This is a genomic window from Methylopila sp. 73B, from assembly GCF_000526315.1.
Lineage (GTDB): Bacteria > Pseudomonadota > Alphaproteobacteria > Rhizobiales > Methylopilaceae > Methylopila.
The window spans coordinates 1984629-2010942 of sequence record NZ_JAFV01000001.1; the positions used below are offsets into that span (position 1 = coordinate 1984629).

At 71.2% G+C, this 26314-nt stretch carries 24 protein-coding genes; 9 read left to right on the top strand and 15 right to left on the bottom strand.

Annotation, left to right across the window (positions count from 1 at the left end; all coding sequences use genetic code 11):
* Positions 1-64: 64 nt before the first annotated feature.
* The 3 genes from K244_RS0109635 to K244_RS21740 form a co-directional block, all read right to left on the bottom strand.
* Positions 65-1288: a lytic murein transglycosylase gene (locus K244_RS0109635; protein ID WP_024816413.1), complete on the bottom strand. Its 1224-nt coding sequence runs from the start codon at positions 1286-1288 to the stop codon at positions 65-67.
* An 81-nt stretch (positions 1289-1369) separates the two neighbouring features.
* Positions 1370-2413 carry a DNA topoisomerase IB gene (locus K244_RS0109640; protein ID WP_020186052.1) on the bottom strand — a complete coding sequence of 348 codons (1044 nt, stop codon included), beginning with the start codon at positions 2411-2413 and terminating at the stop codon, positions 1370-1372.
* The gene (locus K244_RS21740; protein WP_020186053.1) at positions 2413-2736 is read right to left on the bottom strand and encodes a hypothetical protein; all 324 of its coding nucleotides are present in this window, start codon (positions 2734-2736) and stop codon (positions 2413-2415) included. Before K244_RS21740 ends, K244_RS0109640 begins: the two co-directional genes overlap by 1 nt.
* 128 nt (positions 2737-2864) lie before the next feature.
* Between K244_RS21740 and K244_RS0109650 the strand changes: the two genes are divergently transcribed.
* The gene (locus K244_RS0109650) at positions 2865-3878 is read left to right on the top strand and encodes an asparaginase (protein WP_020186054.1); all 1014 of its coding nucleotides are present in this window, start codon (positions 2865-2867) and stop codon (positions 3876-3878) included.
* Between the two features lie 138 nt (positions 3879-4016).
* On the opposite strand, the gene K244_RS0109655 is transcribed toward K244_RS0109650, so the two are convergent.
* Both K244_RS0109655 and K244_RS0109660 read right to left on the bottom strand, forming a co-directional pair.
* A complete protein-coding gene (locus K244_RS0109655; protein ID WP_155931668.1) occupies positions 4017-4904 on the bottom strand; it encodes a transporter in 888 nt (295 codons plus the stop codon).
* Positions 4905-5321: 417 nt separating this feature from the next.
* Complete coding sequence (locus tag K244_RS0109660) at positions 5322-6695, bottom strand: TIGR03808 family TAT-translocated repetitive protein (RefSeq protein WP_020186056.1); 1374 nt, start codon at positions 6693-6695, stop codon at positions 5322-5324.
* Positions 6696-6799: 104 nt separating this feature from the next.
* Here K244_RS0109660 and K244_RS0109665 point away from each other — a divergent pair, with 104 nt between their 5' ends.
* Positions 6800-7576: a TlyA family RNA methyltransferase gene (locus tag K244_RS0109665; protein ID WP_020186057.1), complete on the top strand. Its 777-nt coding sequence runs from the start codon at positions 6800-6802 to the stop codon at positions 7574-7576.
* The gene (locus K244_RS0109670) at positions 7573-8826 is read left to right on the top strand and encodes a class I SAM-dependent RNA methyltransferase (RefSeq protein WP_020186058.1); all 1254 of its coding nucleotides are present in this window, start codon (positions 7573-7575) and stop codon (positions 8824-8826) included. The genes K244_RS0109665 and K244_RS0109670 overlap by 4 nt, the downstream gene beginning before the upstream one ends.
* A gap of 100 nt (positions 8827-8926) precedes the next feature.
* Here the strand turns inward: K244_RS0109670 and K244_RS0109675 are convergent, their stop codons facing one another.
* Positions 8927-9124 (bottom strand): DUF2735 domain-containing protein, encoded by a 198-nt coding sequence (locus K244_RS0109675; protein ID WP_020186059.1) that lies wholly within the window; start codon positions 9122-9124, stop codon positions 8927-8929.
* Between the two features lie 536 nt (positions 9125-9660).
* On the opposite strand from K244_RS0109675, the gene K244_RS0109680 reads away from it, so the two are divergent.
* Entirely contained in the window at positions 9661-10701 is a 1041-nt protein-coding gene (locus K244_RS0109680) for a glutamine synthetase beta-grasp domain-containing protein (protein ID WP_020186060.1), read from the top strand.
* 443 nt (positions 10702-11144) lie between these two features.
* Here K244_RS0109680 and K244_RS0109685 read toward each other — a convergent pair whose 3' ends face one another.
* Both K244_RS0109685 and fabI read right to left on the bottom strand, forming a co-directional pair.
* Positions 11145-11729 (bottom strand): histidine phosphatase family protein, encoded by a 585-nt coding sequence (locus K244_RS0109685; protein WP_020186061.1) that lies wholly within the window; start codon positions 11727-11729, stop codon positions 11145-11147.
* Positions 11726-12541, bottom strand: coding sequence for an enoyl-ACP reductase FabI (gene fabI, locus K244_RS0109690; RefSeq protein ID WP_020186062.1), 816 nt, complete (start codon positions 12539-12541; stop codon positions 11726-11728). Before fabI ends, K244_RS0109685 begins: the two co-directional genes overlap by 4 nt.
* A 199-nt stretch (positions 12542-12740) precedes the next feature.
* On the opposite strand from fabI, the gene K244_RS0109695 reads away from it, so the two are divergent.
* The gene (locus K244_RS0109695) at positions 12741-13211 is read left to right on the top strand and encodes a nuclear transport factor 2 family protein (protein ID WP_020186063.1); all 471 of its coding nucleotides are present in this window, start codon (positions 12741-12743) and stop codon (positions 13209-13211) included.
* A gap of 46 nt (positions 13212-13257) precedes the next feature.
* Here K244_RS0109695 and K244_RS0109700 read toward each other — a convergent pair whose 3' ends face one another.
* Positions 13258-14211, bottom strand: coding sequence for a DnaJ C-terminal domain-containing protein (locus K244_RS0109700; protein WP_020186064.1), 954 nt, complete (start codon positions 14209-14211; stop codon positions 13258-13260).
* A 113-nt stretch (positions 14212-14324) separates the two neighbouring features.
* Complete coding sequence (locus K244_RS0109705) at positions 14325-14984, bottom strand: RT0821/Lpp0805 family surface protein (protein WP_036305642.1); 660 nt, start codon at positions 14982-14984, stop codon at positions 14325-14327.
* Positions 14985-15010: 26 nt separating this feature from the next.
* Between K244_RS0109705 and pdxH the strand changes: the two genes are divergently transcribed.
* Both pdxH and K244_RS21745 read left to right on the top strand, forming a co-directional pair.
* Positions 15011-15637: a pyridoxamine 5'-phosphate oxidase gene (gene pdxH, locus K244_RS0109710; protein WP_280949669.1), complete on the top strand. Its 627-nt coding sequence runs from the start codon at positions 15011-15013 to the stop codon at positions 15635-15637.
* A gap of 19 nt (positions 15638-15656) precedes the next feature.
* The gene (locus tag K244_RS21745) at positions 15657-16550 is read left to right on the top strand and encodes an SDR family oxidoreductase (protein WP_020186067.1); all 894 of its coding nucleotides are present in this window, start codon (positions 15657-15659) and stop codon (positions 16548-16550) included.
* 27 nt (positions 16551-16577) lie between these two features.
* Here K244_RS21745 and K244_RS0109720 read toward each other — a convergent pair whose 3' ends face one another.
* The 5 genes from K244_RS0109720 to K244_RS0109740 all read right to left on the bottom strand — a co-directional run bounded on the left by K244_RS0109720 (position 16578) and on the right by K244_RS0109740 (position 23505).
* A complete protein-coding gene (locus tag K244_RS0109720; protein WP_020186068.1) occupies positions 16578-18944 on the bottom strand; it encodes an EAL domain-containing protein in 2367 nt (788 codons plus the stop codon).
* Positions 18945-19146: 202 nt separating this feature from the next.
* Positions 19147-20127 carry a magnesium transporter CorA family protein gene (locus K244_RS0109725; protein ID WP_020186069.1) on the bottom strand — a complete coding sequence of 327 codons (981 nt, stop codon included), beginning with the start codon at positions 20125-20127 and terminating at the stop codon, positions 19147-19149.
* 296 nt (positions 20128-20423) lie between these two features.
* Entirely contained in the window at positions 20424-20693 is a 270-nt protein-coding gene (locus K244_RS0109730; protein ID WP_036306553.1) for an exodeoxyribonuclease VII small subunit, read from the bottom strand.
* 50 nt (positions 20694-20743) lie between these two features.
* Entirely contained in the window at positions 20744-21670 is a 927-nt protein-coding gene (locus tag K244_RS0109735) for a histone deacetylase family protein (RefSeq protein ID WP_020186071.1), read from the bottom strand.
* A gap of 92 nt (positions 21671-21762) precedes the next feature.
* Positions 21763-23505: an acyl-CoA dehydrogenase gene (locus K244_RS0109740; RefSeq protein WP_020186072.1), complete on the bottom strand. Its 1743-nt coding sequence runs from the start codon at positions 23503-23505 to the stop codon at positions 21763-21765.
* Between the two features lie 111 nt (positions 23506-23616).
* Between K244_RS0109740 and K244_RS0109745 the strand changes: the two genes are divergently transcribed.
* On the top strand, positions 23617-24624 hold the full coding sequence (locus tag K244_RS0109745; protein WP_020186073.1) for an L-threonylcarbamoyladenylate synthase: 1008 nt from the start codon (positions 23617-23619) through the stop codon (positions 24622-24624).
* A gap of 231 nt (positions 24625-24855) precedes the next feature.
* Positions 24856-26274 (top strand): FAD-binding oxidoreductase, encoded by a 1419-nt coding sequence (locus K244_RS0109750; RefSeq protein ID WP_020186074.1) that lies wholly within the window; start codon positions 24856-24858, stop codon positions 26272-26274.
* Positions 26275-26314: the final 40 nt, after the last annotated feature.

Sequence of the window (26314 nt, forward strand, 5' to 3'; positions counted from 1 at the left end):
CTGAGGAAGCGCGCAGCGCCGTCTCGAAGCACGCAGGAGGCCCGAGCGCTGAGACGCCGGCGGATCAGCCTCCCTGGGCCGCCAACGCCTGCAGCACCTCAAGCGTGGGGTAGCCGTCGGCGGCGAGGCCGAGCTTGGCCTGCGCCTTCCGCGTCGCCTTGCGCGTGTCGCCGCCGAGCTTGCCGTCGGGCGCGCCCGCGAGAAAACCGTCCTTCGCCAGCAGGCGCTGCAGTTCATGCAGCTCGTCCGTGGTCAACGGCCGCACCGGCGCGGCGCCGACCGAAACCTCCGGCGCGCCGTCGAAACGGGTGGCGAGATAGGCCGCGGTCGTCGCGTAGATGAACGACTGGTTCCACTTCCGGTAGACGTCGAAGTTGTCGTAGGCGAGGAACGCCGGCCCGTTGCGGCCCATGGGAAGCAGCAGCGCGGCCTTGGCCTCGTCCGGCGGCAGCGTTCCGTTGCGCGGCTTCACGCCCCAGCCCGCCCACTGGCCCACGGGGTGCTTCACGTCGATGTCGGCCTCGACCCACGGCATCTCCGCCGGCACGACGACCTCCTGCAGCCAGGGCTCGTCACGCTTCCAGCCCATGTCGGAGAGGTACTTGCCCGCCGACATGATGGCGTCGGGCACGCTGCGCATGAGGTCGCGCCTGCCGTCGCCGTCGCCGTCGACCGCGTCGCGGAGGTAGTCGACGGGCATCATCTGGGTGTGGCCAAGCTCGCCCGCCCAGGCGCCGCGCATGTCGGCGGGCGCGAGATCGCCGCGGTCGATAATCTTGAGCGCCGCGATCAGCTGCGGGCGGAAGAAATCCGGCCGACGGCAGTCGTGAGAGAGCGTCGCCAGAGCGTTGCGGGTGTCGAACTTGCCGAGATTTGCGCCGTAGTCGGTCTCCAGCCCCCAGAAGGCGGCGATGACCGAGGCCGGGACGCCGTAGTCGGCCTTCACCCGGTCGAACAGCGCCGCGTTCTGCTTGATGACCTGCGGCCCCTTCGTCAGCCGCTGCCCGGCGACCATGCGGTTCGCGAACTGCAGGAAGGTCTGCTGGAACACGGCCTGGCCGCGGTCGAGCGCCAGCACCTTGGGGTCGATTACGACGCCCGCGAGGCCGTCCGCGATGGCGCGCTCCGAAACCCCTTGGGCGCGAGCCTCGGCGCGGACGCCGTCGAGCCAGGCGGCGAAGTCGCCTCCGCAAGGGGCCGTCTGGGCCGGCGCGGTCTGGGCAAAGGCCGCGCCGCCGCAGGCGAGGATCATGGCGAAAGCGCAGGCGCTGCGAAGAAGGTGCGTCATAGGCTCGTCGGCTTCGGCTTTGATGGGCCACACATCGACCGGAAGCCGGGCGCGGGTCAAGCCGAAGTGGTGGGCAGCGCCTCAGCCGCCTTCCTTCATCCGCCGCACCAGCCGCGCGAGCGCCGTCTCCGCCTTCCGGAGGCCGGGCTTCGCCCGCGCGCCCTCATAGGCCTTCTTCAGCGCGCCGGAGGCGAAGGCCTCGACCACCACCGCGTGGACGTAGGACTTGCGCACCACCGCCGGCGTGTTGGCGAGCCGGTCGGACACGGCGCGCATGACGGCCGCGAGCTGGCGCCTTCGGCCGGTCTCGCTCTGCGCGGGAGCGACCTCGAACAGCTGCTCGGCCGCGGCGGCGCTGGCGCCCAGCATGCGCAGGTCCTTCGCCGTCACCGGCAGGCCGGTCACCTCACGCAGGTAGGCGTTGACGTCGACCGATGTGATCCGCCGGACCTTGCCGTCCTCGCCGCGGTACTGGAACAGCCGCCGGCCGGGCAACGAGCCGACGCGGCCGAGCGCTCGCGCGAGCCGTCCGGAACGGATGCGGGCCGCGACGTCCTTGCCGCCCTTGCCGCGGAAGGCGAGCTCCACGGTCTCACCCGTCACCGTCACGTGCCGCTTCAGCAGCGTGGAGGCGCCGTGCGCCTTGTTGGAGCGGACGTAGGACTCGGAGCCGACGCGGATGTGGGTCTCGTCGATCAGCGCCACCGCGCTCGCGAGCGCCTTGGTCTTGCTCAGCTTCGGGCTCGCCATGTCGCGGGCCACCGCGCGGCGCAGCTTCGGCAGCGATTCGATCACCTTGTCGAGCCGCTCCACCTTGCGCGTCTCGCGCACCACGTCCCAGTCGGGATGGTAGCGGTACTGCGTCCGGCCGGCCTCGTCGCGGCCGACGGCCTGGAGGTGGCGGTTCGCCTGCGCCGCGATGCGGACCTCCTCATAGGCCGGCGGGATCGCGAGCGAACGGATGCGGGCGAGCGTCGCCTCGTCCGCCACGCGCTTGCCCCGGCCGTCGAGATAGGTGAACCCCGTCCCCGCGCGGCGGCGGACGATCGAGAGATCGCGCGACGCCGTCAGCTTGAGGCCGGCTTCCTTGGCGAGCGTTTCGAGCGCGACCCCGTCGTCGGCCATCAGTGCGACCGCAGCGCGTGGATGAGATCGCCTTTGGACGCCTTCGACAGGCCGGAGAGCCCGATCTCCTTGACCTTGCCGTAGAGCTCGTCGCGGCTCCACTCTTCGTAGTCCGGCGCCTTGCCGCCCTTGTGCGACGGCGACTTCGGCCCCCTGTCGCCGTACTTCGCCTTGGCGTTGGCGATGCGCGCCGCCTTCTCCTTGCTGGCCCCCTGCTCCCGCAGCGCCTCGTAGACCTCGGCGTTCTTGATGGAGGGGTTCTTGTCGGCTGGCGGGCGGGACGCCTTGCTCTCCGCCTTGGCCTTTGTCTGCTTCGCAGCCATGATCGGCTCCTCGTGGATGCGCCTCTTTCGGCGGTCTCTCGCCGTCCGGCGCCGAACGTGCTCTGTGAACACGTCACCCTCGGGCCCGGTTCCTGCCCCACGATTCATCTTTCAACCAAAGGCCCCGCATGACCGCTTCCGCTCTGCTCGCCGAGGTGACGCGCGGCGTCGCTGTGGAGAGCCGCCATTTCGGCGCGCTCGCCGTGTCCGACTCCTCCGGCCGGCTAATGCTGGCGCTTGGCGACGTCGAGCGGCCGATCTTCGGGCGGTCGGCGGTGAAGGCGCTGCAGGCGTTGCCCTTAGTGGAGAGCGGCGGAGCGGAGCGGTTCGGCTTCAGTGACCGCGAGCTGGCGCTGGCCTGCGCCTCCCATGGCGGCGAGCCCGAGCATGTCGAGACGGCGGCGGGCGCCCTCGCCCGTCTTGGTCTTGGCGCGGAGGCGCTGGAGTGCGGCGCGCACTGGCCGACGAACGACGCCGCGGCGCGGGCGCTGGCCGCGAGCGGCGCGGGCCCGAGCGCGCTCCACAACAACTGCTCCGGCAAGCACGCGGGATTCCTTTGCCTCGCCTGCGCGATGGAGACGGACCCCACGGGCTACATCGGCGCGGAGCATCCGGTGCAGCGGGAGGTGACCGCGGCGCTGGAGGGAGCGCTCGGGCTGTCGCTGACGGACGCCGCGGTCGGAATCGACGGCTGCGGCATTCCCACCTACGCCGCGCCGCTGGCGTCGATCGCGCGCGCCTTCGCCCGCTTCGGCTCGGGCGAGGGGTTCGGACCCGAGCGCGCCCGTGCGGCGAAGCGGCTGCAGCAGGCGGGCTGGTCCGCGCCGTTCGAGATCGCGGGCACGGGTCGCTTCGACACCGAGGCGATGCAGGTGCTGAACGGACGCGCCTTCGTGAAGATGGGCGCCGAGGGCGTGCACACCGGAGCGCTGCCCGAACTCGGGCTGGGGGTCGCGATCAAGATCGACGACGGCGCCGCCCGTGGGGCCGAAGCCGCGATGGCGGCGGTGCTCGCGCGCTTTCTCAGGCCGGAGGGCGACGCCGCAGCTTGGCTGGCGACGCGCGTGCGCCGTCCGCTCAGGAACTGGGCCGGCATCGAGGTCGGCGAGGTCCGCGCGGCCGGCGAGCTGGCGAGCGGCTAACGGAACGCTTTTCAACGCCCACGCTCGGAAAGCGCAGTCCGAGCGGCCTGCAGACGAACGTCGCGGCCGGGCAAACGAAAACGGGGAGCGCCGAAGCGCTCCCCGTTCCGAACAGTCCGAAAGGACCGAAGACGTCGCTCAGTACTTGGTGACGAGCGGAGCCATCGGCTTCTCAGGCGACCACAGCGGAATGATCACGCGCGTCCAGAAGCGAGTCTCCTTGCCGTCAGCCTTCGTGCCGAGCAGGTTCTGGTTCTTCGCGTAGATGTCGCGCGTCAGGTAGGACTGCAGGATGACCGGGCCGAAGTTGTAGCCGACGAGCGGGCCGAGGGCGAACTGCTTGCTGCGGCCGATGCCGGCGGCGTTGTAGCCGTTCGGCAGGCCAGTCTCATACGAGCCGAAGCCGACGACGCCGAGCTCCCACTTGCCGAAGGTCTTCGTCGCGGTCAGGTCGAGGTTGAAGCCGTTCGAGGTCGAGTCGAACGCCGAGTAGTTCGAGGTCCCGAAGGTCCAGGCGTAGGTCAGGTTCGCGGTGAGGTTCCAGCCGTCGGCCGTGTAGCTCAGAGCCGCGTCGTTACGCCAGGTCGTCGCCGGGACGCGAAGGTCGCGGTCGCCAGCGTTGAAGTAGAAGCCCGAGAGCCAGCGGAAGCCGAAGCCGTTGCCGAGGTCCCATGCGATCGCGCCGGCCAGGAACGGGTTGTAGAGGCCGTACTCGTCGAAGCCCGTGCCGCGCGCCGAAAGGTGCGCCATCGGAAGCGCGCCGATGATCTGGATCTGGCCGCCGCCGATCGAGTAGGGCGAGGCCCACACCAGGGCCGGAACGTCGACCAGGAAGCGCGCGTCCGGGTTCGTGTCGCGAACGCCGAAGCTGAGGGTGTTGACGAAGTACACGCCTTCCGGAAGCGGGGCGCCGGTCGCGAGGCCGGCGGTCTCGCCGGTCTGCAGGGTGCCCGGGAACGGCTTCGCAGCGTTTGCGTCGAAGGTCATGCTGGTGAACGCAGCGGCCGCCACCGCAGCGAGAGTCATAAATTTGTTCATTTCGATCTTTTCCTCCGATCGACGCGTTGCTGACGCGTCGCCCTACCCGAGCTCTTTCGTTTGCGCTTTCGACTGGGTTTCTAAACGCCCCGAAATCGAAACCCGCCGAAAGTCTATACTTAAAGCGGAACAGCGTCGGTGAGTCGACGCTGTCACCAGCAGAGGACAGTTTTTCCTCGACGAATGCTAGAGGAACAGCAGCTCTCGACGCCGATCTGCAGGCGGTGTCTCCGAAATGTCGCAACCTCGCCACCGGCCGCCACGATTCACCTTGGGCTATGCCGCATTGCGGCGAACAACGCGGTTTTTGTGCAAATTCTAAAAACTTCAAACGGTTACGTGATCGGGCGCCCGGATTTCGGGCGCCGCTGAGCGTCGAGCGGGCGTTCGAAGGTAAACGAAAGATTAACGGACGGTGTTCTGCGCCACCGTCAGCGCAGGCAGGCCGCCGGATCCGGCGACGCCAAGCTCGGGCGTGGCGATCTCGGTCCAGCGGTAACCCAAGACCGCGCCGCGCCGCGAGCCGGTGATTGTGTTGCCGACGATGGTCGCCGCGCCGACGCCGTCGACGACCGAAACGCCGATTCCGACCTCACAGCCGCGCACCACATTGCCGGTGATGCTGACGTCGCGAAGGTAGGGGCCCCACCCCGCGTGGACGCCGAAGCTCGGAGCCCCTTCGATCACGTTGCCCGTGACGGCGACGTCGGCCTCCACGCCGATGCCCTGGCCGTAGCTGTCGCCGGGACCGTCGAGCTTCTTGCGACGAAACAGGTTGCGCACGACGTTGCCGACGATCGCGCCGAGCCGGCCGCCCTCGTTGAAGTTCGCGACCGAGATCCCGTTCGCCGCCCCATCCACCAGGTTGCCGGAGATCACCGCGCCCGCGAAGCCGAACTCGGCGTAGAGCGCGGTCTCTCCGCAATCGAGGCACATGTTGTCGGCGATCTGCACGTCGTCGGACTCGTGCGCCCGAACGGCGGTGAAGGCGGACCGCCGGATGGCGTTCCCCGACACGATCACGCCGCTCGCCTTGGAAAGGTTCACGGCGTTTCCGTTCCAGCCGAGACCGCCGTCAAGCGCGCCGGTGCCCTCGATTCGGTTTCGCGACACGATCGAGCCGTCCTCGCCCTTGGCGGAGCGGCGGATCACCACCCCGTTGTTGCGGCAGCCCCGGATCAGGTTGTCGGTCACGGTGAGCCCGCGCCCGTCCAGGGCGAACAGCGCCGCGTGCCGGGCGTTCTCGACGCGGCTCGCCCGCACGACGCCGCCTGAGCGCAGCATGACGATCCCGGAGCCGCCGGCGCCGACCACCGCGACCTCGTCCAGAAGCGCGGCGGCGACGTCCTCGAACTGGACGACGCCAAGCTGGGACCCTCCGGGAATGTTCGCGCCGTCGAGCGCCAGCCCGCGCAGCGCGACCCGCGCGGCGCCGCGCGCGACCAGCAGCGGCCCGGGCTCGCTCAGCTCGAGCCGGGTGGCCTCGGGCGCGCCGAACACAGTCACGCCGTCGGATAGGCTGACCCGGGCGGCGCGGTAGACGCCGGGACCCAGGGCGAGCGGCCGCCCCTCCCGGGCCGCGCGCTCCAGCGCCCGGGTCAGCGCGCGCGTCTGGTCGGCGTCGCCAGGCTTCACGCCCATCGTCGCCGCGTCGAGCGCGCCCGGCAGGGCTTCGGCGAAGCTCGGCGCGAGGCCGGCGGCGGCTGCGCCGGCGATCGCGCCGAGGACCTGGCGTCGATCGAGGCGGCGGTCGTCGGGAGCGGATCCTCCTGTCGGCATGCGGCGTCTCCATGGGCGTCGAGCATACGATCCGCCCCTTGATGCCGGAGGCGGCGTTAAACTCGCGTGTCGTGCGGGCGCAGGCTTTGCTAAAGACTGCGCCGATGCCCCCTTCGCCCTCCGCCTCTCCCCGCCGCCGCGCCGACCTGCTTCTGGTCGAACGCGGCCTGTTCGAAAGCCGCGCGAAGGCGCAGGCCGCGATCGCCGCCGGCGGCGTCACGGCGGATGGCGCCGCCGTCGCTCGGGCTTCGGACATGCTGCCCCCTGACGCGACGATCGCAGCGGAGCCCGCGCACCCCTACGTCTCGCGCGGCGGCGTGAAGCTCGCCCATGCGCTCGACGTCTTCGCGGTCGACGTGGACGGCCTGCACGCGCTGGACGTCGGCGCCTCCACCGGCGGGTTCTCCGAGGTGCTGCTCGCCCGCGGCGCGGCGCACGTCACCGCCGTCGACGTCGGCCGCGACCAGTTGCACCCCCGGCTGCAGGGCCATCCGCGGCTGACGAGCTTCGAGAGCCTCGACATCCGCGCGCTCGACGCAAGCGCCCTGCCGCAGCCGCCGCAGATCGTCGTCATGGACGTGAGCTTCGCCCCGCTCGCTGTCGTCCTGCCGGCGGCGCTGATGCTCGCAGCCCCCGCCATGACGCTGGTGGCGCTGGTGAAGCCGCAGTTCGAGGCGGGCAAGAAGGACATCGGCAAGGGCGGCGTCGTGAAGGACGAAGCCGCGCGGCGCCGCGTGGTCGAGGCCGCCGAGGACCTCGTTCGCGCGGCCGGGCTCAACGTGCGCGGCGTCGTCCCCTCCCCGATCGCCGGCGGGGACGGCAATGTGGAGTATCTGCTGGCGGCGGACCGCGACCCTGGCGTAAGGGCGAGCCGACCATGAGCGAGCCGGCCCTGGTGCAGACCCTCGCCGTCGCCCGCCTCGGCCACCGCGGCGACGGCGTGGCGGAGACGCCCGAGGGCGCGGTGTTCGTCGGCCGCGCGCTCGGCGGCGAAACCGTCGAGGTCGAGCGCCGCGGCGAGCGGGGCCGGCTGCTGCGCGTGATCGAGGCCTCCCCCGACCGCGTCGCCGCGTACTGCCCCGAGGTTCCCCGCTGCGGCGGCTGCGCGATCCAGGAGCTCGCCCAGCCCGCGGCGCTCGCCTGGAAGCGCGGGCTGCTGATCGACGCGTTCCTGCGCGAAGGCCTCGACGTGGCGGACCGCGTGGGGCCGACGCTGGACGCCCACGGCGCCGGGCGCCGCCGCGCCACCTTCCACGCCCGCGCCGACGCCACGGGCCGAATCCATGTCGGGTTCGCGGAGGCGCGCAGCCACGCGATCACGCCGATCGCGGCCTGCCCGCTGCTCGCGCCCTCGCTCGCCCGCGCGCTTCCCGTCGCCCGCGCGGTCGCGGCCGCGCTGTCCTCCCGCAAGAAGCCGCTCGACATCGTGACCACGGGCACGAGCGGCGGGCTCGACATCGACGTCCGCGGCTCCGGCCCGCCGCCTGAGGCGCTGCGTCTCAGGCTCGTCGCGCTGGCCGAAAGCCTGGACCTCGCGCGGCTGGCGATCCATGGCGACGTGGTGGTCGAGCGCCGGCGGCCGGAGATCGCGATGGGCCGCGCGCTGGTGGCGCCGCCGCCGGGCGCCTTCCTGCAGGCGACCGCGGAGGGGGAGAACGTCCTCGCGGCGCTCGTGACGGAGGCGGTCGGCAAGGCGAAGCGTGTGGCGGACCTGTTCTCGGGCGTCGGCACCTTCGCGTTCAGGCTCGCCGAGGCGGCCGAGGTTCACGCCGTCGAAAGCGGGCGCGAGGCGATCGCCGCGCTGGAGGCTGCGGCCCGCCGCGCCTCCGGGCTGAAGCGGGTGACGACCGAGGCGCGCGACCTGTTCCGGCGGCCCCTGCTGGCGGCGGAGCTCGCCCGCTTCGACGCCGTCGCGTTCGATCCGCCGCGGGCGGGCGCCGAGGCGCAGGCGCGCATGCTGGCGGAGTCGAAGGCGCCAAAGGTGATCGCGGTATCCTGCAGCGTGGCGACGCTCGCCCGCGACGCGGCGATCCTGGTCCGCGGCGGCTACGCGCTGGAACGCGTCACGCCGGTCGACCAGTTCAGGCATTCCGCCCACGTCGAGGCGGTGGCGGTCTTCGTGCGCCGCTGAGGCGCCACGAAAAAGGGCCGAAACGCGTCAGCGCCGGCCCTCTTCAATCGCGTCGTCGGTGGTGCGGATCCCGGCGCTTCGGCATCGGATCCGTCGCGGCCTAATTCGGCCTCACCCCTTTTGACTCCAGGATCGCTTCATCGTGATACCAGGCGCCGGTCTGCACCACGGGCGCCTGGACGGCGGCGCGGATCTCGGCGGCGAACTGGGCCTTGCGGCGCGCGTCCGCGGACGCCATGCGGTTCTGGGGGAACGAATAGATCTTGGCCGTGGGCTGCGGGCTGTGAGCCGGGGTCATCGCATCAACCTTTCCTCTAGCGTCAGGAGCCCTCAGGCTCAGGTCGTCTTGATATGGGAAGTGTGCGTAGTTTTTGATCTGTTTGCCTAGTAAAAAAGCAGAAGTTGGCTAAACTATCAGCATGCCCGGTTCGACCGCGCCTTTCGCGACGCTGCGCACGCCCAGCGCGCATGCACATTAGGCAGGCGCTCGTCATGCGACGCCGAGGGTTGACAGCGCGCCGCCCGAGTCGTTCCGGCGCCCGGACGCTCAGCCTTGCCAGCGGTCCGGCGGCGCGCCGATCCGCTCTTTAAGAGACTGATTTCAAGTCGGGTTCGACGCGGCCGACCAACCCTCGACGACGCCGAAGGCTGTCCTCACGCTCCGGAGACATAGGGCGTGGGCGCGATCGAACCAGCGGCGCGCCCGCGGGCGCCTCGGCAACTGGCATGTTTACTGCTTTGGAAGGGTGCGGTCGTCGACGCTCGCGTCGGCGGGCGACCGGCCGCGCCGAGATTCTGAACCCCTCGCGTCATACGCTTTCTGAGAGGCTCGAAATGACGAAGTTTAAGCTCGAGTACATCTGGCTCGACGGCTACACCCCGGTGCCGAACCTCCGCGGCAAGACCCAGATCAAGGAGTTCGACTCCTTCCCGACTCTCGAGCAGCTGCCGCTTTGGGGCTTCGACGGCTCGTCCACGCTGCAGGCCGAGGGCCACAGCTCCGACTGCGTGCTGAAGCCCGTCGCGGTCTACCCGGATCCGGCCCGCACCAACGGCGCGCTCGTGCTGTGCGAAGTCATGATGCCCGACGGCGTCACGCCGCACTCCACCAACAAGCGCGCCACCATCCTTGACGACGAAGGCGCCTGGTTCGGCTTCGAGCAGGAATACTTCTTCTACCAGAACGGCCGTCCGCTCGGCTTCCCGGAGCAGGGCTACCCGGCCCCGCAGGGTCCTTACTACTGCGGCGTCGGCTACGCGGCCGCGGGCGGCATCGCGCGCGAGATCGTCGAGGAGCATCTCGACCAGTGCCTCGCGGCCGGCATCAACCACGAAGGCATCAACGCGGAAGTCGCGAAGGGCCAGTGGGAGTTCCAGATCTTCGGCAAGGGCTCCAAGAAGGCCGCCGACGAGATGTGGATGGCGCGCTACCTGCTGCAGCGCCTGACCGAGAAGTACGAGATCGACATCGAGTATCACTGCAAGCCGCTGGGCGACACCGACTGGAACGGCTCGGGCATGCACTGCAACTTCTCGACCGAGCACCTGCGCACGGTCGGCGGCAAGGACTACTTCGAGGCGCTGATGGCGGCCTTCGACAAGAACCTGATGGACCACATCGCCGTCTACGGCCCGGACAACGACAAGCGTCTGACCGGCAAGCACGAGACCGCGCCGTGGAACAAGTTCTCCTACGGCGTCGCCGACCGCGGCGCGTCGATCCGCGTGCCGCACTCCTTCGTCAAGAACGACTACAAGGGCTATCTTGAGGACCGCCGCCCGAACTCGCAGGGCGACCCCTACCAGATCGCTTCGCAGGTGCTGAAGACGATCTCGGAAGTCCCGACCGCCAAGTCGGCCGCCGCCGCGGCCTGATCGGCTCCGGCCGGGGCGTCAGCGTCCCGGCCTGACCCTCCGCTCTTCAGAACGCCGACGGGCCCGTCCCGTCGGCGTTCGTCGTTCTGGGGTGAATGGAGAGCCGCGGCCGGGCCGTCGCGACCCGACCAGCAAGGACATCGAGGTCTGGATACGCACTTAGCGCAGGTGCGTGCTTCGAGACGCCCGCCAGGGCGGGCTCCTCAGCATGAGGAGGTTCGAGCTCCGAGACGCAAAGCCGCCTCATGGCTCGAGGAGCCGACCGACGGTCGGCGTCTCGAGGCACGCAATCCCGCGGAGATCGTTCCCGTGGCGCCAAAGCGGCTCCGCCGTCGGCCCGGGCTTGTCCCGGGGCCCATAGCCCCGCCGTTCGAGATCGTTCTGCGCCGTCGGAGTGATGGATTCCGGGACCAGCCCGGAATGACGCTGGGGCTCGTCGCCGCTTAAGACGTCCAGCGCCAGCCGGCGTCGTCGAACACGATCGCACGGCCCTGCACGATCGCCATGTCGGGCACGGCCGCGCGGTCGACGCCGCCCCGCAGCGCCAGCAGCACGCGCGAGACGCCGCCGTGGGCGACGAGCACGGTCGGCGCGTCAAGGCCGTCGACGGCTTCGGCGACCCGCAGCGAAAGGTCGGCGTAGCTCTCGCCCTCGGGCGGGCGGAAATCCCAGATGGTCTTGGCGCGGCGGGCGACGCTCGCCGGATCGCGGCGCTTGAGCTCTCGAAACGTCGCGCCCTCCCAGGCCCCGAACGACAGCTCCTTCAGGCGGCCATCGCGGTCGAAGGCGTCGGGGTCGAGCCCGAGAACGGCGCGCAGGCGCTGCATGGTCTCGGAGGCGCGCGACAGCGGGCTCGCGACGAAACGGTAGCCGGCGGCGTCGCCGAGCGCCGCCTTCAGCGTGCGCCCGACGGCGTCCGCCTGGTCGCGGCCGCGGCCGTTCAGCGGAATGTCGGTCTGGCCCTGCAGCCGCCCCTCGGCGTTCCAGTCGGTCTCGCCGTGGCGAACGACGACGAGCGGCGCCCTCACCCCGCGACCGACATGTCCGGGGCGTCGGGGTTCTTCATGCCGACGATGTGGTAGCCCGCATCCACATGATGCACCTCGCCGGTGACGCCGCGGCCCATGTCGGACAACAGGTAAAGCGCGGAGTCGCCCACCTCTTCGATCGAGACCGTGCGGCGCAGCGGGGCGTTGTACTCGTTCCACTTCAGGATGTAGCGGAAGTCGCCGATGCCGGAGGCCGCCAGCGTCTTGATCGGGCCGGCCGAGATCGCGTTGACGCGGATGCCGCCCGGGCCGAGGTCGGCCGCGAGGTAGCGCACGGAGGCCTCGAGCGCGGCCTTCGCGACGCCCATGACGTTGTAGTGCGGCATCCACTTCTCGGCGCCGTAGTAGGTCAGCGTCAGGATCGAGCCGCCGTTCCCCATCAGCTTCTCCGCCCGCTGCGCGACGGCGGTGAGCGAGTAGCAGGAGATGAACATGGTCTTGTGGAAGTTCTCGGCGGTGGTCTCGACGTAGCGGCCGTCGAGTTGGTCCTTGTCCGAGAAGGCGATGGCGTGGACCACGAAGTCGAGCCCGCCCATCAGCTCGCCGGTCTTCTCGAACACCGCGTCGATGCTTGCAGGGTCGGTCACGTCGCAGTGGCCGACGACATGGGCGTCCAGCTCCGCCGCAAGCGGCTCCACGCGCTTCTTCAGCGCGTCGCCCTGGTAGGTAAAGGCGAGCTTGGCGCCGGCCTTGGCCGCGGCCTTGGCGATCCCCCAGGCGATGGAGCGGTTGTTCGCGACGCCCATCACGAGGCCTCGCTTGCCGGCCATCAAGCCTTGGACATCGGTCATGAAAACACCCTCACAGCGCGCGTTATCGCGGAATTGGCCCGCTATGGCATAGGGCCTCAAGGCCTTCAAGCCGCCGAGGCCGCCCGTTCATCACAGCGCGTTTCATTCCGCCCCGCTCGCACCGGCCCAGGCGCGTTGACGGACGTCCGGCCGCATGGTGCGCTGCACCCTACACACACGCAAACGCCGGGGAGATCCGATGAGCGACACGCGTCCGCCGTTGCCGCCGTTCACCTTCGAAACCGCAACCCTGAAGGCCCGCAAGGCGGAAGACGCCTGGAACACCCACGATCCCGAAAAGGTGTCGCTCGCCTACACCGAGGACAGCACTTGGCGGAACCGCTCGGACTTCTTCACTGGTCGCCCCGCGATCGTCGCGTTCCTGACGCGCAAGTGGGCGAAGGAGCTGGACTACCGCCTGATCAAGGAGCTGTGGGCCTTCCACGACAACCGTATCGCGGTCCGCTTCCAATACGAATGGCATGACGCCGCCGGCGACTGGTTCCGCTCCTACGGCAACGAGCAGTGGGAGTTCGACGAGCGCGGCCTGATGCGCCGCCGCGAGGCGAGCATCAACGACGTCGTGATCAGGGAAAGCCAGCGCAAGTTCCTGTGGCCCAAGGGCCCGCGCCCGGAGGACTTTCCCGGGCTGACGGAGCTTGGGCTGTAAGAAGGCGAGCGGCGGGCTTAGAGCCGCCGCTCGCCTTCGGCGCGCCTCAGCCGCGCGGATCGTAGGGCGCCTCGTCGCGCAGGCGCCTGGCAAGCTCGTCGAGCTTCGGGTCGCCGCCCGGCGGCAGGGCGATGCGGAGCTCCACCAGCAGGTCGCCCGCGGACCCGTCGGCGCCGATGCCCTTGCCGCGCAGCCGCAGCGTGCGGCCGCCGTCGGAGCCGGCCGGGACCTTGAGCTCCACCGCGCCGTCGAGCGTCGGCACCCGCACCTTGGCGCCCAGCACCGCCTCGTAGAGCGCGACCGGAACCTCGACGCGCACGTCGCGGCCCTCGGCGCGGAACTGCGGGTCGGGCGCGATGCGCACCCGCACCAGCGCGTCGCCCGGCGCGCCGCCGAGCCCGCTCGCCTGGCCCTGGCCCTTGAGGCGGATCGATTTGCCGTCCTCGATGCCGGCCGGCACCGAGACCTCGAGCTCCTTGCCGGTGGGGAGCCTGACGCGGCGCTTGGCGCCCCGGGCCCACTCGCGGAAGGGCACGACGATCTCCGCCGTCACGTCCTCGCCGCGCGGCGGCTCGCCGCCGAAGCCGGCGCCCCCACGCGGTCGCCGGCCGCCGAAGGCGCCAAGTATGTCCTCGAAGATGTCCTCGTTCCCCGCCCCGCCGCCGAAGCCTCGGCGCGCGCCGCCGAACGGCGAGCCGCCCAGGTCGAACTCGAAATGCGCGCCGCGGGGGCCGGCGCCCGGGCGCGCGGAGGCGCCCTCGAACCCGCGGAACCGCGGCTTGCCCTCGGCGTCGATCTCGCCGCGGTCGAACTGGCCGCGCTTGTTCTCGTCGGACAGCAGCTCGTAGGCCGAGCTGATCTCGGCGAAGCGTTCCTTCGCTTTGGGATCGTCGGGCCGCTGGTCCGGATGCCAGGTCTTCGCGAGCTTGCGGAAGGCCTTCTTGATGTCGGCGGACGTCGCCGAGCGCGTCACGCCGAGCACGTCATAGGGATCGCGCATCGGGTCGTTCGTCACCGTCGTTGATGTTGGGCGCGCCGCCGTTGAGAGACGCGGCGCGTGTCGCCCTCAATGTGGATCGGCTGTGACTGGAATGCAACAGTGAGTGCGTGCGATCAGAGCGAGCGGCTCGCGGTGGTGCGGATCGCCACCGCTTCCCAGTAGCCCGCCGCCGTGCGGCAGGCCGTGCCCTCGAGACGCTGCTCGTGGCCGCTCGCGCTGTGGCTCGCGACGAAGGGCCGGCAGGTCGCGCCGTTGGCGTTGCTGACGGCGGCCGCGGCGACGAAGGAGCCGTAGGAGCCGCTGTCGGGGTTCGCCCAGGGAACGGAGGCGTTGACGGCGTCGGCCGTCATGGCGAGGCCAAGCGCGCCGCGGGCGTAGCCCCAGTCCGAGGCGGTCAGCCCGGGCGGGGTCGCAGAGGGCTCGACGGCGGAGGCGGCGGGCGCATAGGCCGCAGGCTTCGGCGCCTCCGACGGCGCGGCCGAGGCGACGCCCGGCGGCGGCGCGAGCGGGGCCGAGGTGACGGCGCTCTTCGCCTCGCCTTCGTATTTGAAGTCGTCGGACTGCCGCTCGGCGGCGGGGCGGCGGATGCTGCCGGTCTTCAATTCGTCCGCGTCGGAGCCGAACAGCGGATAGGACACGCTGCAGCCGCCCACGAGCAGGGCGAGGCCGAACGCCGCGACGACGCCGCCCCCGCGGCGGAGCGCCGCTCGCGACGGGCCGGCGGCTCGTGTAGACCGTTCGCTGTCGGACAAACGCTGATACAGGCTACGCATCCGCACTCGTAAACTCCGTGATCACGATACGAACTGAACGGCAGGAGCGGTTAATGTCGAGTGACTTCCACGCCACAGACGATCCTTTCCAGGCGTTCGACGCCTGGATGGCGGAGGCCGTCGCCGCGGAGATCAACGATCCCAACGCCATGGCGCTCGCGACCGTGGACGCGGACGGCCTGCCGGACGTGCGGGTGGTGTTGCTGAACGGCCTCGATCGGCGCGGCTTCGTGTTCTACACCAACCTCGGCAGCGCCAAGGGCCGCGAGTTGACGGCCCAGCCGAAGGCGGCGGCGGTGTTTCACTGGAAGTCGCTGCGGCGGCAGATTCGCATCCGCGGCCCGGTCGAGCGCGTGACCGAGGCCGAGGCCGACGCCTACTTCGCCACAAGGCCGCGGCTGAGCCGGATCGGCGCCTGGGCGTCCCGCCAGTCGGCGCCGTTGGCCTCCCGCCAGGAGCTTGAGGACGCCGTCGCCGCCTTCGAGACGCGGTTCGAGGGCGAGGAGCCGCCGCGCCCGCCGCACTGGACGGGCTTCCGCATCGTCCCCATGTCGATCGAGTTCTGGCAGGATATGCCGTTCCGCCTGCACGACCGCGCAACCTTCGCGGCGCAGCCGGACGGCTCCTGGACCCGCACCCGCCTCTACCCGTGACCCCCGCGCAGGATCAGCGATGAGCCCGACCGATCCGAAGCCGCAAGCGGCGCCCGGCGTCTGCCCGATGACCGGCGCGCGCCCCGGCGACCCCTCCCCGATCGCCGCCGCGCCGACGGCGACGCACGCCGCGACGCCGACGGTTTCCCCCGCGTCGCGACCGCGGTCCTCGGGCTCCAACGAGCCGCGCAAGACGCTGCTGCTGACCGGCGCAAGCCGCGGCATCGGCCACGCCACGGTCAAGCGGTTCTCCGCCGTCGGCTGGCGCGTCATCACCTGCTCGCGGCATCATTTTCCCGAAGAGTGCCCCTGGGGCGCGGGCCCCGAGGACCATGTCCAGGTCGACCTGTCCGACGTGGACGACACCGTGCGCGCGATCGACGAGATCAAGAGCCGGCTGGACGGCGGATTGATCCATGCGCTGGTGAACAACGCCGGCATCTCGCCCAAGGCCCCCGGCGGCGGCCGCCTGAACGGGCTCGAGACCGCGCTCGACGACTGGAAGACCGTGTTCCAGGTCAATTTCTTCGCGCCGATCATGCTGGCGCGCGGGCTCTCCGCGGAGCTTACGGCGGCCAAGGGCTCGATCGTGAACGTCACCTCGATCGCCGGCGGCCGGGTGCACCCCTTCGCGGGCGCGGCCTACGCCACCTCGAAGGCGGCGCTCGCCTCGCTCACCCGCGAGATGGCCGCGGACTTCGGGCCGCTCGGCGTGCGCGTCAACGCCATCGCGCCGGGCGAGATTGACACGGCGATCCTTTCTCCCGGCACCGACAGGATCGTGGCGCAAATTCCGCTCCGCCGGCTCGGCACGCCGGACGAGGTCGCGAAGACGATCTACTTCCTGTGCACCGAGAACTCGTCCTACGTGACGGGCGCCGAGATCCACATCAACGGCGGCCAGCACGTCTGACGACGTGGTGGGCGGCGCCGCTCGCGCTCACCGGGTCGCGAAGGCCCGCGCCCGCGTCATGGAGCCGTCGAACGACACCACGGGGCTCGGGCGGCCGATCAGGTAGCCCTGGATCTCCTCGCAGTTGAGCTCCGCCAGGAACGCGCGCTGCTCAACGGTCTCCACGCCCTCGGCGGTGATCGGCATGCCGAGGCTCTCGCCGAGGGCCACGACCGCCCGCACGATGGCCTTCGCCTGCGGGCTGGTCGAGATCTGCCGGATGAACGAGGCGTCGATCTTGATGCGGTCGAACGGGAACGACTGCAGATAGGACAGCGACGAGTAGCCGGTGCCGAAGTCGTCCATGGCGATCTGGACGCCGAGCGCCTTCAGCCGCCGCAGCGTGTGGAGCGCGCTCGAGAGGTTGTCGAGCAGCACCCCTTCGGTGATCTCGAGTTCGAGGCGTTTCGCCGGCAGCCCGGTCTCGACCAGGATGCCGTGCACCAGCTCGACGATGTCGCCGTGCTGGAACTGCACCGGCGAGAGGTTCACCGCGACCTTGCCGGGCTTGATCCAGCCGGCCGCGTCCTGGCAGGCGCGGCGCAACACCCACTCGCCGATCGGCACGATCGCGGCGGTCTCCTCGGCCACGGGAATGAACACGGCGGGCGACACCACGCCGCGGGTGGGGTGCTTCCAGCGCAGCAGCGCCTCGAAGCCGACGATCTCGCCCGTCTGCGTGTTCGCCTGCGGCATCCAGTGCAGGAACATCTCGTTGCGGGAGATCGCGGTCGCGAGGTCCTGCTGCAGGGCCCGGCGCTCGCGCAGCGCGAGGTCCATCTCGGGCTCGAAGCCGCGCGCCAGACCCCGTCCCTCGGCCTTGGCCCGGTAGAGCGCGCTGTCGGCGTTGGCGAACAGGGTGTCCGTGGTGGAGCCGTGGTGGGGATAGACGGCGTAGCCGACGCTCGCGCCGCAGCGGATGGTCTTGCCGGCGATCACGGTTTCGGTGTTGAGCCGCTCCGTCAGCCGCGCCGCGAGCTTGTCGGCGTCGCCGGCGTCCGGGCCGGTCCCGATCAGCACGAACTCGTCGCCGCCGAGACGGAAGGTCATCGCGTCCGGCGCGGCCGAGACGATCCTGCGCGACGCCGTGCGCAGCAGGTCGTCGCCCGCCGCATGGCCGAAGACGTCGTTGACCTCCTTGAACTTGTCGAGGTCGACGCAGAACAGCGCGACCTCCCCTCCCCGCTTCAAGGCGGCGGCGAGCGCTTCGTTGAAGGCGGCGCGGTTGGCGAGGCCGGTCAGCGGGTCGTGGTAGGCGAGGTGGCGGATGCGGTGCTCGTTGCGGCGCTGCTCGGAGAGGTCGCGCAAGGTGTAGACGCGGCGGAGCCTGCCCTCGAGCGTCATGTCGCGGCTTGCGATCTCGACCGGGACGGTCTCGCGGCCCGTGGCCTTCAGCAGGGCCTCCTGCGGCTTGGCGAAGCTCGCGGACAGCAGCCGATCCGGGTCCGGCGCCGCGAGGAAGTCCCGCAGCGCGCGGCCCCGCAGCACCGCGGGGTCGAGCCCGATCAGACGGGCGGCCGCGAGGTTGACGTCGACGATGCGCTGGTCCTCGCAGATCACCAGGCCTTCGTTGGTCAGGTCGGCGAAGGCGCGGTCACGGGCGTTCTGCTGGCTGCCGCCGGCGCCGAAGCGCCCATCCGCCATGGCGCCGACGAAGGCGGCGACGAGCGAGGTCACGCTGACGGCGGCGGCGACGAAGGCCAGCTGCATGCCGTCGATGGCGTTGGCAAAGGTCAGGAGCCCGGCGTTCGGCCGGACCAGGGCGCCGACGGTCGAGAGGGCGTGAAAGGCGAACAGCGCAATCCCAAGCAACGCGGCCGCGAGCGCGTACCCGGCGATCGTCCTGAGCTTCGACGCGAGCGCGAAGGCGCCGGCGGCGCCGACGGCCACGACGACCGTCGCCAGGGAGAACATGGTCATGTCGAGCGACGCGCGTCCCGGCGCGCGCAGCGCGCTGACCCCGACGAAGCCAGCCAGCGCCGCGGCCGATCCAAAGAGCGCGCCGCCGATCGCCGCCTTGGCGACGGCGCCGCGCTTGAAGGCGGCGCCCGTGACGTAGACGGCGGTCACGGCGACGACCAGCGCGATCACCAGCGACGCGCCGACGATACGCAGATCGTAGGCCGCGCCCTCGACGCCGCCGAGCGCGAGCAGAGCCAGCGCATGCCCGACCCACGCGGACAGTCCGAGCGCCGCGCCGGCGAGCCCGGCGCGCCAGATCCGCCCCTCGTCGGAGGCCTCGTCCATGCGCGCCAGCAGCACGATCGCGAGCGCGCCGGTCAGGCAGCACGCAAGCAGCAGCGTGGCCAGTCCGGGGAGCGGCAGATCGATCGAAGCTGCGGAGAACCAGGGCATTCTGCGGGAGCCGGTGCGGGGTCGGTCGTGAGGCGACGACTAAACACGCATCAGGATAATAAGTGATGAAATTTCAACCACCGCGGACCGGAAACGGACGTTCGCTTCAAGCGCGTCGGTGGCCTCTGCACACGGCAAACGACGCTCTGGCCGCTCCCGGTCGAGGGCGTCGACGGACCGCCCCGCGCCTGTCGGGCGAGGCCTAAAGCCAGCGCCGCCATTTGAAGACAATGTAGGGGACGATCGCGCTGATCAGCATCAGGCCGAGCGCCATCGGATAGCCGAAGCGCCACTGCAGCTCCGGCATCGCCTCGAAGTTCATGCCGTAGATCGACGCCACCAGCGTCGGCGGCAGGAACACCACCGCCATCACCGAGAACAGCTTCACGATGTCGTTCTGGGCGAGGCTGACCATGCCGAGCATGGCGTCGAGCAGGAAGGTGACCTTGTTGGCGAGGAAGCCGGCGTGCTCGATCAGCGAGGCGACGTCGCGCTGCATGGGGCGGAGCTGGGCCTTGGTCTCCTTCGAGGGCTTCACGCCCTCGATCTCGGCCGAGAGGTAGAGCACCACGCGCTGGAGCGTGACGAGGCTCTCGCGCGACTTCGACAGCAGGTCGCCCTTGCGGCCGATCAGCTTCAGCAGCTCCTGGTACGGCTTGCGGTAGGCCTGGGCGCCGGCGCGCTCGAAGATCAGGTGCGAGAGTTCGTCGACGTCGGCCCCGACCCGCTCGAGGATGTCCGCGATGCGGTCGATGACCGCGTCGAAGAGGCCGAGCAGGACGCCCTCCGGCGAACGGATCGGCTGCACGCCGTTCGCCTTGCAGGCGCGGGCGGCGAACAACGAGAACGGTTTGGGGTCCTCGTAGCGCACCGTCACGAGCGCCTTCGGCGTCAGGATGAAGCTGACGGCGGACAGCAACGGCATCCGCGTGTCGACATGGCAGAGCACGGACGCCGTCATGTAGCGCGCGCCGTTCTCCACGTAGAGCCGGCTGGAGGGCTCGATCTCCACCATTTCTTCGCGGGTCGGCACGCCGACCCCGATCGTGGCCTCGACCAGCTTGTCCTCGTCGGGGGTGGGCGAGATCAGATCGATCCACACCAGATCACCGGGCAGCGGCTCGCCGGGCGAAGGATCGACGCGCTGCAACGCGCCGTCGCGGGCGACGTAGACGATGAGCATGGCGAGCGCTCCGCCGGAGGGAGGGACTGGACGATCAGCGGCCAAGCCGCGGTAGCATGCTCCGCAAGCCTTCGCCAGCGTCGCGCCGGTTCCCTTTCTCCGCTTGCGGAAGAAGGTGGCGCGAAACGCCAGATGAGGGGTCGTCTGGACATCATCGAGGCGGACGGAGGGCGGCCCAGGCGACCCCTCACCCCTACCCTCTCCCGCAAGGGGAGAGGGGGACGACGACGTGGCGCTTCATCTCAACGCGAGCGGTCTCAATCCCCGTCGAAAAACCGCGCGCTTCCCGCGCTCCTCTACCCCGGATCGAGCGGCGAGAGGCCCTTCGCGGCGCCATCGGCGCCCACCGAGATGATCTCGACCCGCGCTTCGGCCTTGGCCAGCAGCTCGTCGCAGCGCTTCTTCAGGGCCTCGCCGCGGCGGTAGATCTCGATCGATTCCTCGAGCGAGGCGCGCCCCTGTTCGAGCCTCGAGACGATGCCTTCGAGTTCGCCGAGCGCGGCTTCAAAGGTCAGTCCGGCGACGTCAGGGTCGGACGCTTGCGCGTCGGACGCTTGGGGGGCGATGTCGGGCACGGCGCGGCTCCTCTCGTCGAGAGGGGTGGTTTAGGCGCGGATCAGCCGCGCATCAAGGCGCGGACATGCGCCGCCGTGGACTGGCCGAGCCCCTGCAGGTCGTAGCCGCCCTCCAGCACCGAGACCACGCGGCCGCCGGCGTGGCTGTCGGCGACCTCCATCAGGCGCTTAGTCATCCAGCTGTAGTCCTCCTCCACCAGCCAGAGCCCGCCGAGCGGGTCGCGCTTGTGGGCGTCGAAGCCGGCCGAGATCACGATCAGGTCCGGCGAGAAGGTTTTCAGCGAGGGGATGATGGCGTCGTCAAAGGCTTCCCGGAATTTGTCGCCGCCGTCGCCGGCGCGCATCGGGCAGTTGACGATGTTGCCGACGCCGGTCTCCGACCGGGCGCCGGTGCCCGGAAACAGCGGCATCTGGTGGGTCGAGGCGTACATGATGCTCGGGTCGTCCCAGACGATCGCCTGGGTGCCGTTGCCGTGGTGGACGTCGAAGTCGACGATCGCGACCTTCTGGGCGCCGAACTTTTTCTGGGCGTGGCGCGCGGCGCAGACGACGAAGTTGAAAAAGCAAAAGCCCATGGCGGTGGTTTGCTCGGCGTGGTGGCCGGGCGGGCGGATGCCGCAGAACGCGTTCTGGGCGCGGCCCCCCATCACCTCGTCGACCGCATGGGTGACGGCGCCGAGCCCGCGCAGCAGCGCCTCCCAGGTGCCGACGCTCATCACGGTGTCGCCGTCGATCCGCACCGAGCCCTCGCGCGGGCGGATGCGGTCGAGCGCTTCGACGAAGGCCTCGGGGTGGGCGAGCGTCGCGACCGCGGCCTCGGCGAGCGGCGCCTCGATGCGGGCGAGCGCCTGGAAGGTCTCGGCCTCCAGCGCCTGCTCAACCGCGCGCATGCGCTCCGGCCGCTCGGGATGGCCGGGCGGCGTCAGGTGGTCGGCGAAGGCCGGGTGCGAAACATAGAGCGTGGACATCGCGGCTCCGGCGTTGAATGAGGCCCGCCCGCGGCGCACAGCCGCAGGCTTCGGGACGATATGGCGCTGGCACGCCAGACGCCAACCCGGCGTCAGGCGCCGAGCGCGGCGTCCACAGCTTCGCCCTCGAGAGCTCCGGCGCCCTCGGTCACGGTGCGCGCCAGCCCGGAAGCCGCAACGGCGAGGTTCTCGGCGAAGAAGCGGGCGAGCGCGACCCGGCCCGAGGCGCGGTCGTCCGCACGAAGGCCGGCCAGCGCCTCCTCCGCGAGGCCCGCGCCGCCGGCCGCGAGCGCGAACAGGCGGAGATAGGGCGTCGCGCCGGCGAACGTCTCTCCCGGCGTGCGGGCCGCGCCGGTAAGCCACAGCGTCGCGTGTTCCAGCGCGTCGACCGCCTCCGCGAGCCGGGGGGCGGTCGCGCCGAAGCCCGGGTCGTTGGCCTCCGCCACGCGCCGCACGGTCTCGCGCAGGGAGAGAATGACGCTGCGCACGGTCTCGCCGCCGCCGAGCGGCAGCTTGCGGGCGACGAGGTCGATCGCCTGGATGCCGTTGGTGCCCTCGTAGATCGGGGTGATGCGCGCGTCGCGCAGGTAGCGCGCAGCGCCGGTCTCCTCGACGTAGCCCATGCCGCCGTAGACCTGGATCCCAAGCGAGGCGACCTCGCAGCCGACGTCGGTGCCGAAGGCCTTGGCGATCGGGATCAGCAGGCTGCCTCGGCGTTCCGCCGCCTCGTCGCCCGCGATCCGCCCCCGGTCGAGATCGACCGCCGCGCGGAAGCAGATCGCGCGCGCCGCGGCGGTGAGCGCCCGCATGGTGAGCAGCATGCGGCGAACGTCGGGATGGGCCGCGATCGGCGCGGCGCCGTCATGGCCTTCCGCCTTCCCCTGCCGGCGCTCCTGCGCGAAGGCGAGCGCGGCCTGGGTGGCGCCCTCCGCCGCCGCCACGCCCTGCAGCCCGACGCCGAGCCGGGCGTTGTTCATCATCGTGAACATGCAGGCGAGGCCGCGGTGCTCCTCCCCCACGAGCCAGCCCACCGCGCCGCCGGCGTCGCCATAGGCCATGGTGCAGGTGGGACTCGCATGGATGCCGAGCTTCTCCTCGATCCCGACGCAGGCGACGTCGTTGCGCTCGCCGGACGGCAGGATCTTCGGGACCAGGAACAGCGAGATGCCGCGGGTGCCGGCCGGCGCGTCGGGCAGGCGCGCCAGCACGAGGTGGACGATGTTCTCCGCCCAGTCGTGCTCGCCGTAGGTGATGTAGATCTTCTGGCCGAAGACCCGGTAGGTCCCGTCGCCCGCGCGCTCGGCCCGAGAGCGCAGCAGCGCGAGGTCGGAGCCCGCCTGCGGCTCGGTCAGGTTCATGGTGGCCATCCACTCGCCGGAGACGAGCTTGGGCAGATAGGTCGCCTTCAGCTCCTCCGAGGCGTGGGCCTCCAGCGCCTCCAGCGCGCCCTGCGTCAGCATCGGGCCGAGGCCGAAGGCGATCGAGCCCTCGTGCCAGAGCTCGGTCAGCGCCGCCCAGACCGAGAGCGGCAGGTCCTGCCCGCCGTGGTCCTCGGAGGCGAGCGTCCCGTTCCAGCCGGCGTCGCGCCAGCGGCGGTAGGCCTCGGCCCAGCCCGGCGGCGTCGTCACCTTGCCGTCCGCGAAGCGCGCGCCGTGGCGGTCGCCGGCCTTCGCCAGCGGCTCGAGCACGTCGGCCACGAAGGCGCCGGCCTGGCCGATGACGGCGGCGACCGTCTCCGCGTCGAGGTCGCCGTACACCCCCTCCTCCCGCGCCGCGGCGAAGCCTGCGGCGTCGAGCGCGAACAGGATGTCGGCGACGGGGGCGCGGTAGGCCATGGGCTGAACTCCTCCTGAAGGCTTGAAAGCCGGGGCGCTCTTGACGGCGCCGAGGGCCTTGGGGCAATGCCGGGCGGCGGCCTCACGCCGCGCGGGCGAGCTTAGGGCGTGATGACGGCGGATAAAGAGGCAAGCGCGGGCGCGAGGGCAGGCTTTCGTCGCACGGCGCGGCTGACGCCGGCCGACGCCGCGACCGCCGGCGCGCTGCTCGCCGCGGGCCGCCTCGTGGCCTTCCCGACCGAGACGGTCTACGGCCTCGGCGCCGACGCGACCGACGCCGGCGCGGTCGCCGACCTCTACGCCGCCAAGGGCCGCCCCGCGTTCAATCCGCTGATCTCGCACGTCCCGAGCGCGCCGGACGCGATGCGGCTCGGCCGCTTCGACGCCCACGCCCGCGTGCTGGCCGAGGCGTTCTGGCCGGGGCCGCTGACGCTGGTGGTGCCCGTCGCCGAGGATTGCCCCGTCTCCGACCTCGCCCGCGCCGGTCTGGCCACGCTCGCGCTCCGCGTGCCCGCGCATCCGCTGGCGCGCGCGGTGCTCTCCGCCGCCGGCCGGCCGATCGCGGCGCCCTCCGCCAACCGGTCGGGACGCGTCAGCCCGACGACAGCGGCCCATGTGCTCGAGGATCTCGCCGGCCGCATCGACGCCGTGCTCGACGGCGGCGCGACCGAGGTCGGCGTGGAATCCACCATCGTCGCCTGCTTCGGCGCCGAGGTGCGCCTGCTCCGCCCCGGCGGGGTCTCCCGCGCCGAGCTCGAGTACGTCCTCGGCCGCCCGCTCGACGGCGACGTCGCCGACGACGCCGCGCGGCCGCTCGCCCCCGGCCGCCTGCTGTCGCACTACGCGCCCGACGCGCCCGTCCGTCTGGACGCGACGGAGGTCCGCCCCGGCGAGGCGCTGCTCGCCTTCGGCCCGGTCATCCCTGGCGCGGAGAGCGCCGGCGCGGTCGAAAACCTCAGCCCGTCGGGCGACCTGCGGGAGGCCGCCGCCAACCTGTTCGCCGCGCTGCGCCGCCTCGACGCCGCCGCCCCCGCGGCGATCGCCGTCGCGCCGATCCCGGCCGAGGGTCTTGGCGAGGCCATCCGCGACCGCCTGGAGCGCGCCGCGGCTCCGCGCTGAACGCAAAGCCCCCTCACCCGGAAGGCTTTCGCCCTCCGACCTCTCCCCACCGGGGAGAGGTGAAGCAAGCGGCGCCGTCGCGCTCGACGGACGCCGCGAAGCGCGGGGTCTTCACCTCTCCCCGGCGGGGAGAGGTCGGCCCGCAGGGCCGGGTGAGGGGGCTTTCCTCCCCGGCGCCTTCAACCCTCCCCCGATCCGTGCGACATGACGCTCGATCCACGGAGGCTTCCCATGTCGCCCGAGCTCGCCGCCCGCTTCGCTGCCCTGGTCTCGGCCCGCGACGTGCTGGACGCCGACGCCGCGAAACCGAAGCTCTCGGAGCCGCGCGGGCTCTACCGCGGCAAGGCCGCGCTCGTGCTCACGCCTCGCTCCACCGAAGAGGTCGCGGCCATCGTGCGGCTGGCGCATGAGACGGGCACGGCGGTCGTGCCCCAGGGCGGCAACACCGGCCTCGTCGGCGGCCAGACGCCGGACGGGAGCGGCGAGGCGATCCTGCTCTCCACCGCCAAGCTCGACCGCATCCGCGAGGTCGACGCCGACGGCGACCTGATGGTGGTGGAGGCCGGCGTCACGCTCGCCCGCGCCCAGGACGCCGCGGCCGAGGTCGGGCGGCTGTTTCCGCTCAGCCTGGGGTCGGAGGGAACCTGCACGGTCGGCGGCAACGTCGCCACCAACGCCGGCGGCACGGCCGTGCTCGCCTACGGCAACACCCGCGACCTCGTGCTCGGCGTCGAGGCGGTGCTGCCGGACGGGCGGATCTGGAACGGCCTGCGTCGCCTGCGCAAGGACAACACCGGCTACGACCTCAAGCACCTGTTCATCGGCTCGGAGGGCTCGCTCGGCGTGGTGACGGCCGTGGTGCTGAAGCTGTTCCCGGCGCCGCGCGAGACCGCGACCGCCTTCGTGGGCCTCGCCTCCCCCCACGCCGCGCTGGAGCTGTTCCGCATCGCCCGCGCCCACGCCGGCCCCGCGCTCACCGGCTGCGAGATCATCCCGCGGATCGGGATCGCGTTCGCGCTGAAGCACCTCGACGGCGCGCGCGACCCGCTCGCGGAGCCGCACCCCTGGAACCTGCTGCTGGAGCTGTCGTCGCCCCTGTCGGTCGGCCTCGCCGCGACCATGGAGGCGATCCTCGAGGAGGGCTTCTCGAAGGATCTCCTGCAGGACGCGACCATCGCCGCCTCCGGCCACCAGGCGGCCGCCTTCTGGCGCATCCGCATGGGGCTGTCCGAGGTGCAGGGCCACGAGGGCGGCTCGATCAAGCACGACGTGTCGGCGCCGCTCGGCTCGGTCGCCGTCTTCATCGAGGAGGCGACGGCGGCGGTCGAGGCCCATGCGCCGGGCGCCCGCGTGGTGGCCTTCGGCCATCTCGGCGACGGCAACATCCACTTCAACGTCAGCCAGCCCGTGGGCGCCGACAAGGCGACGTTCCTCGCCGGCTGGGACGCGATGAACCAGGTGGTCCACGCGGTCGTCCACGCGCATCACGGCTCGGTCGCCGCCGAGCACGGCGTCGGCCGTCTCAAGCGAGGGCTGCTCGCCCAAGTAAAAACCGACGTCGAACTCGATCTGATGCGTATGGTTAAGAAAACGCTCGATCCGAGGGGACTGTTTAACCCTGGGGTAATACTTGAAGAAACGCGGTCTTAACGCCGACTGAGTCACGACAGGGCGACATTTTCTCCGACCG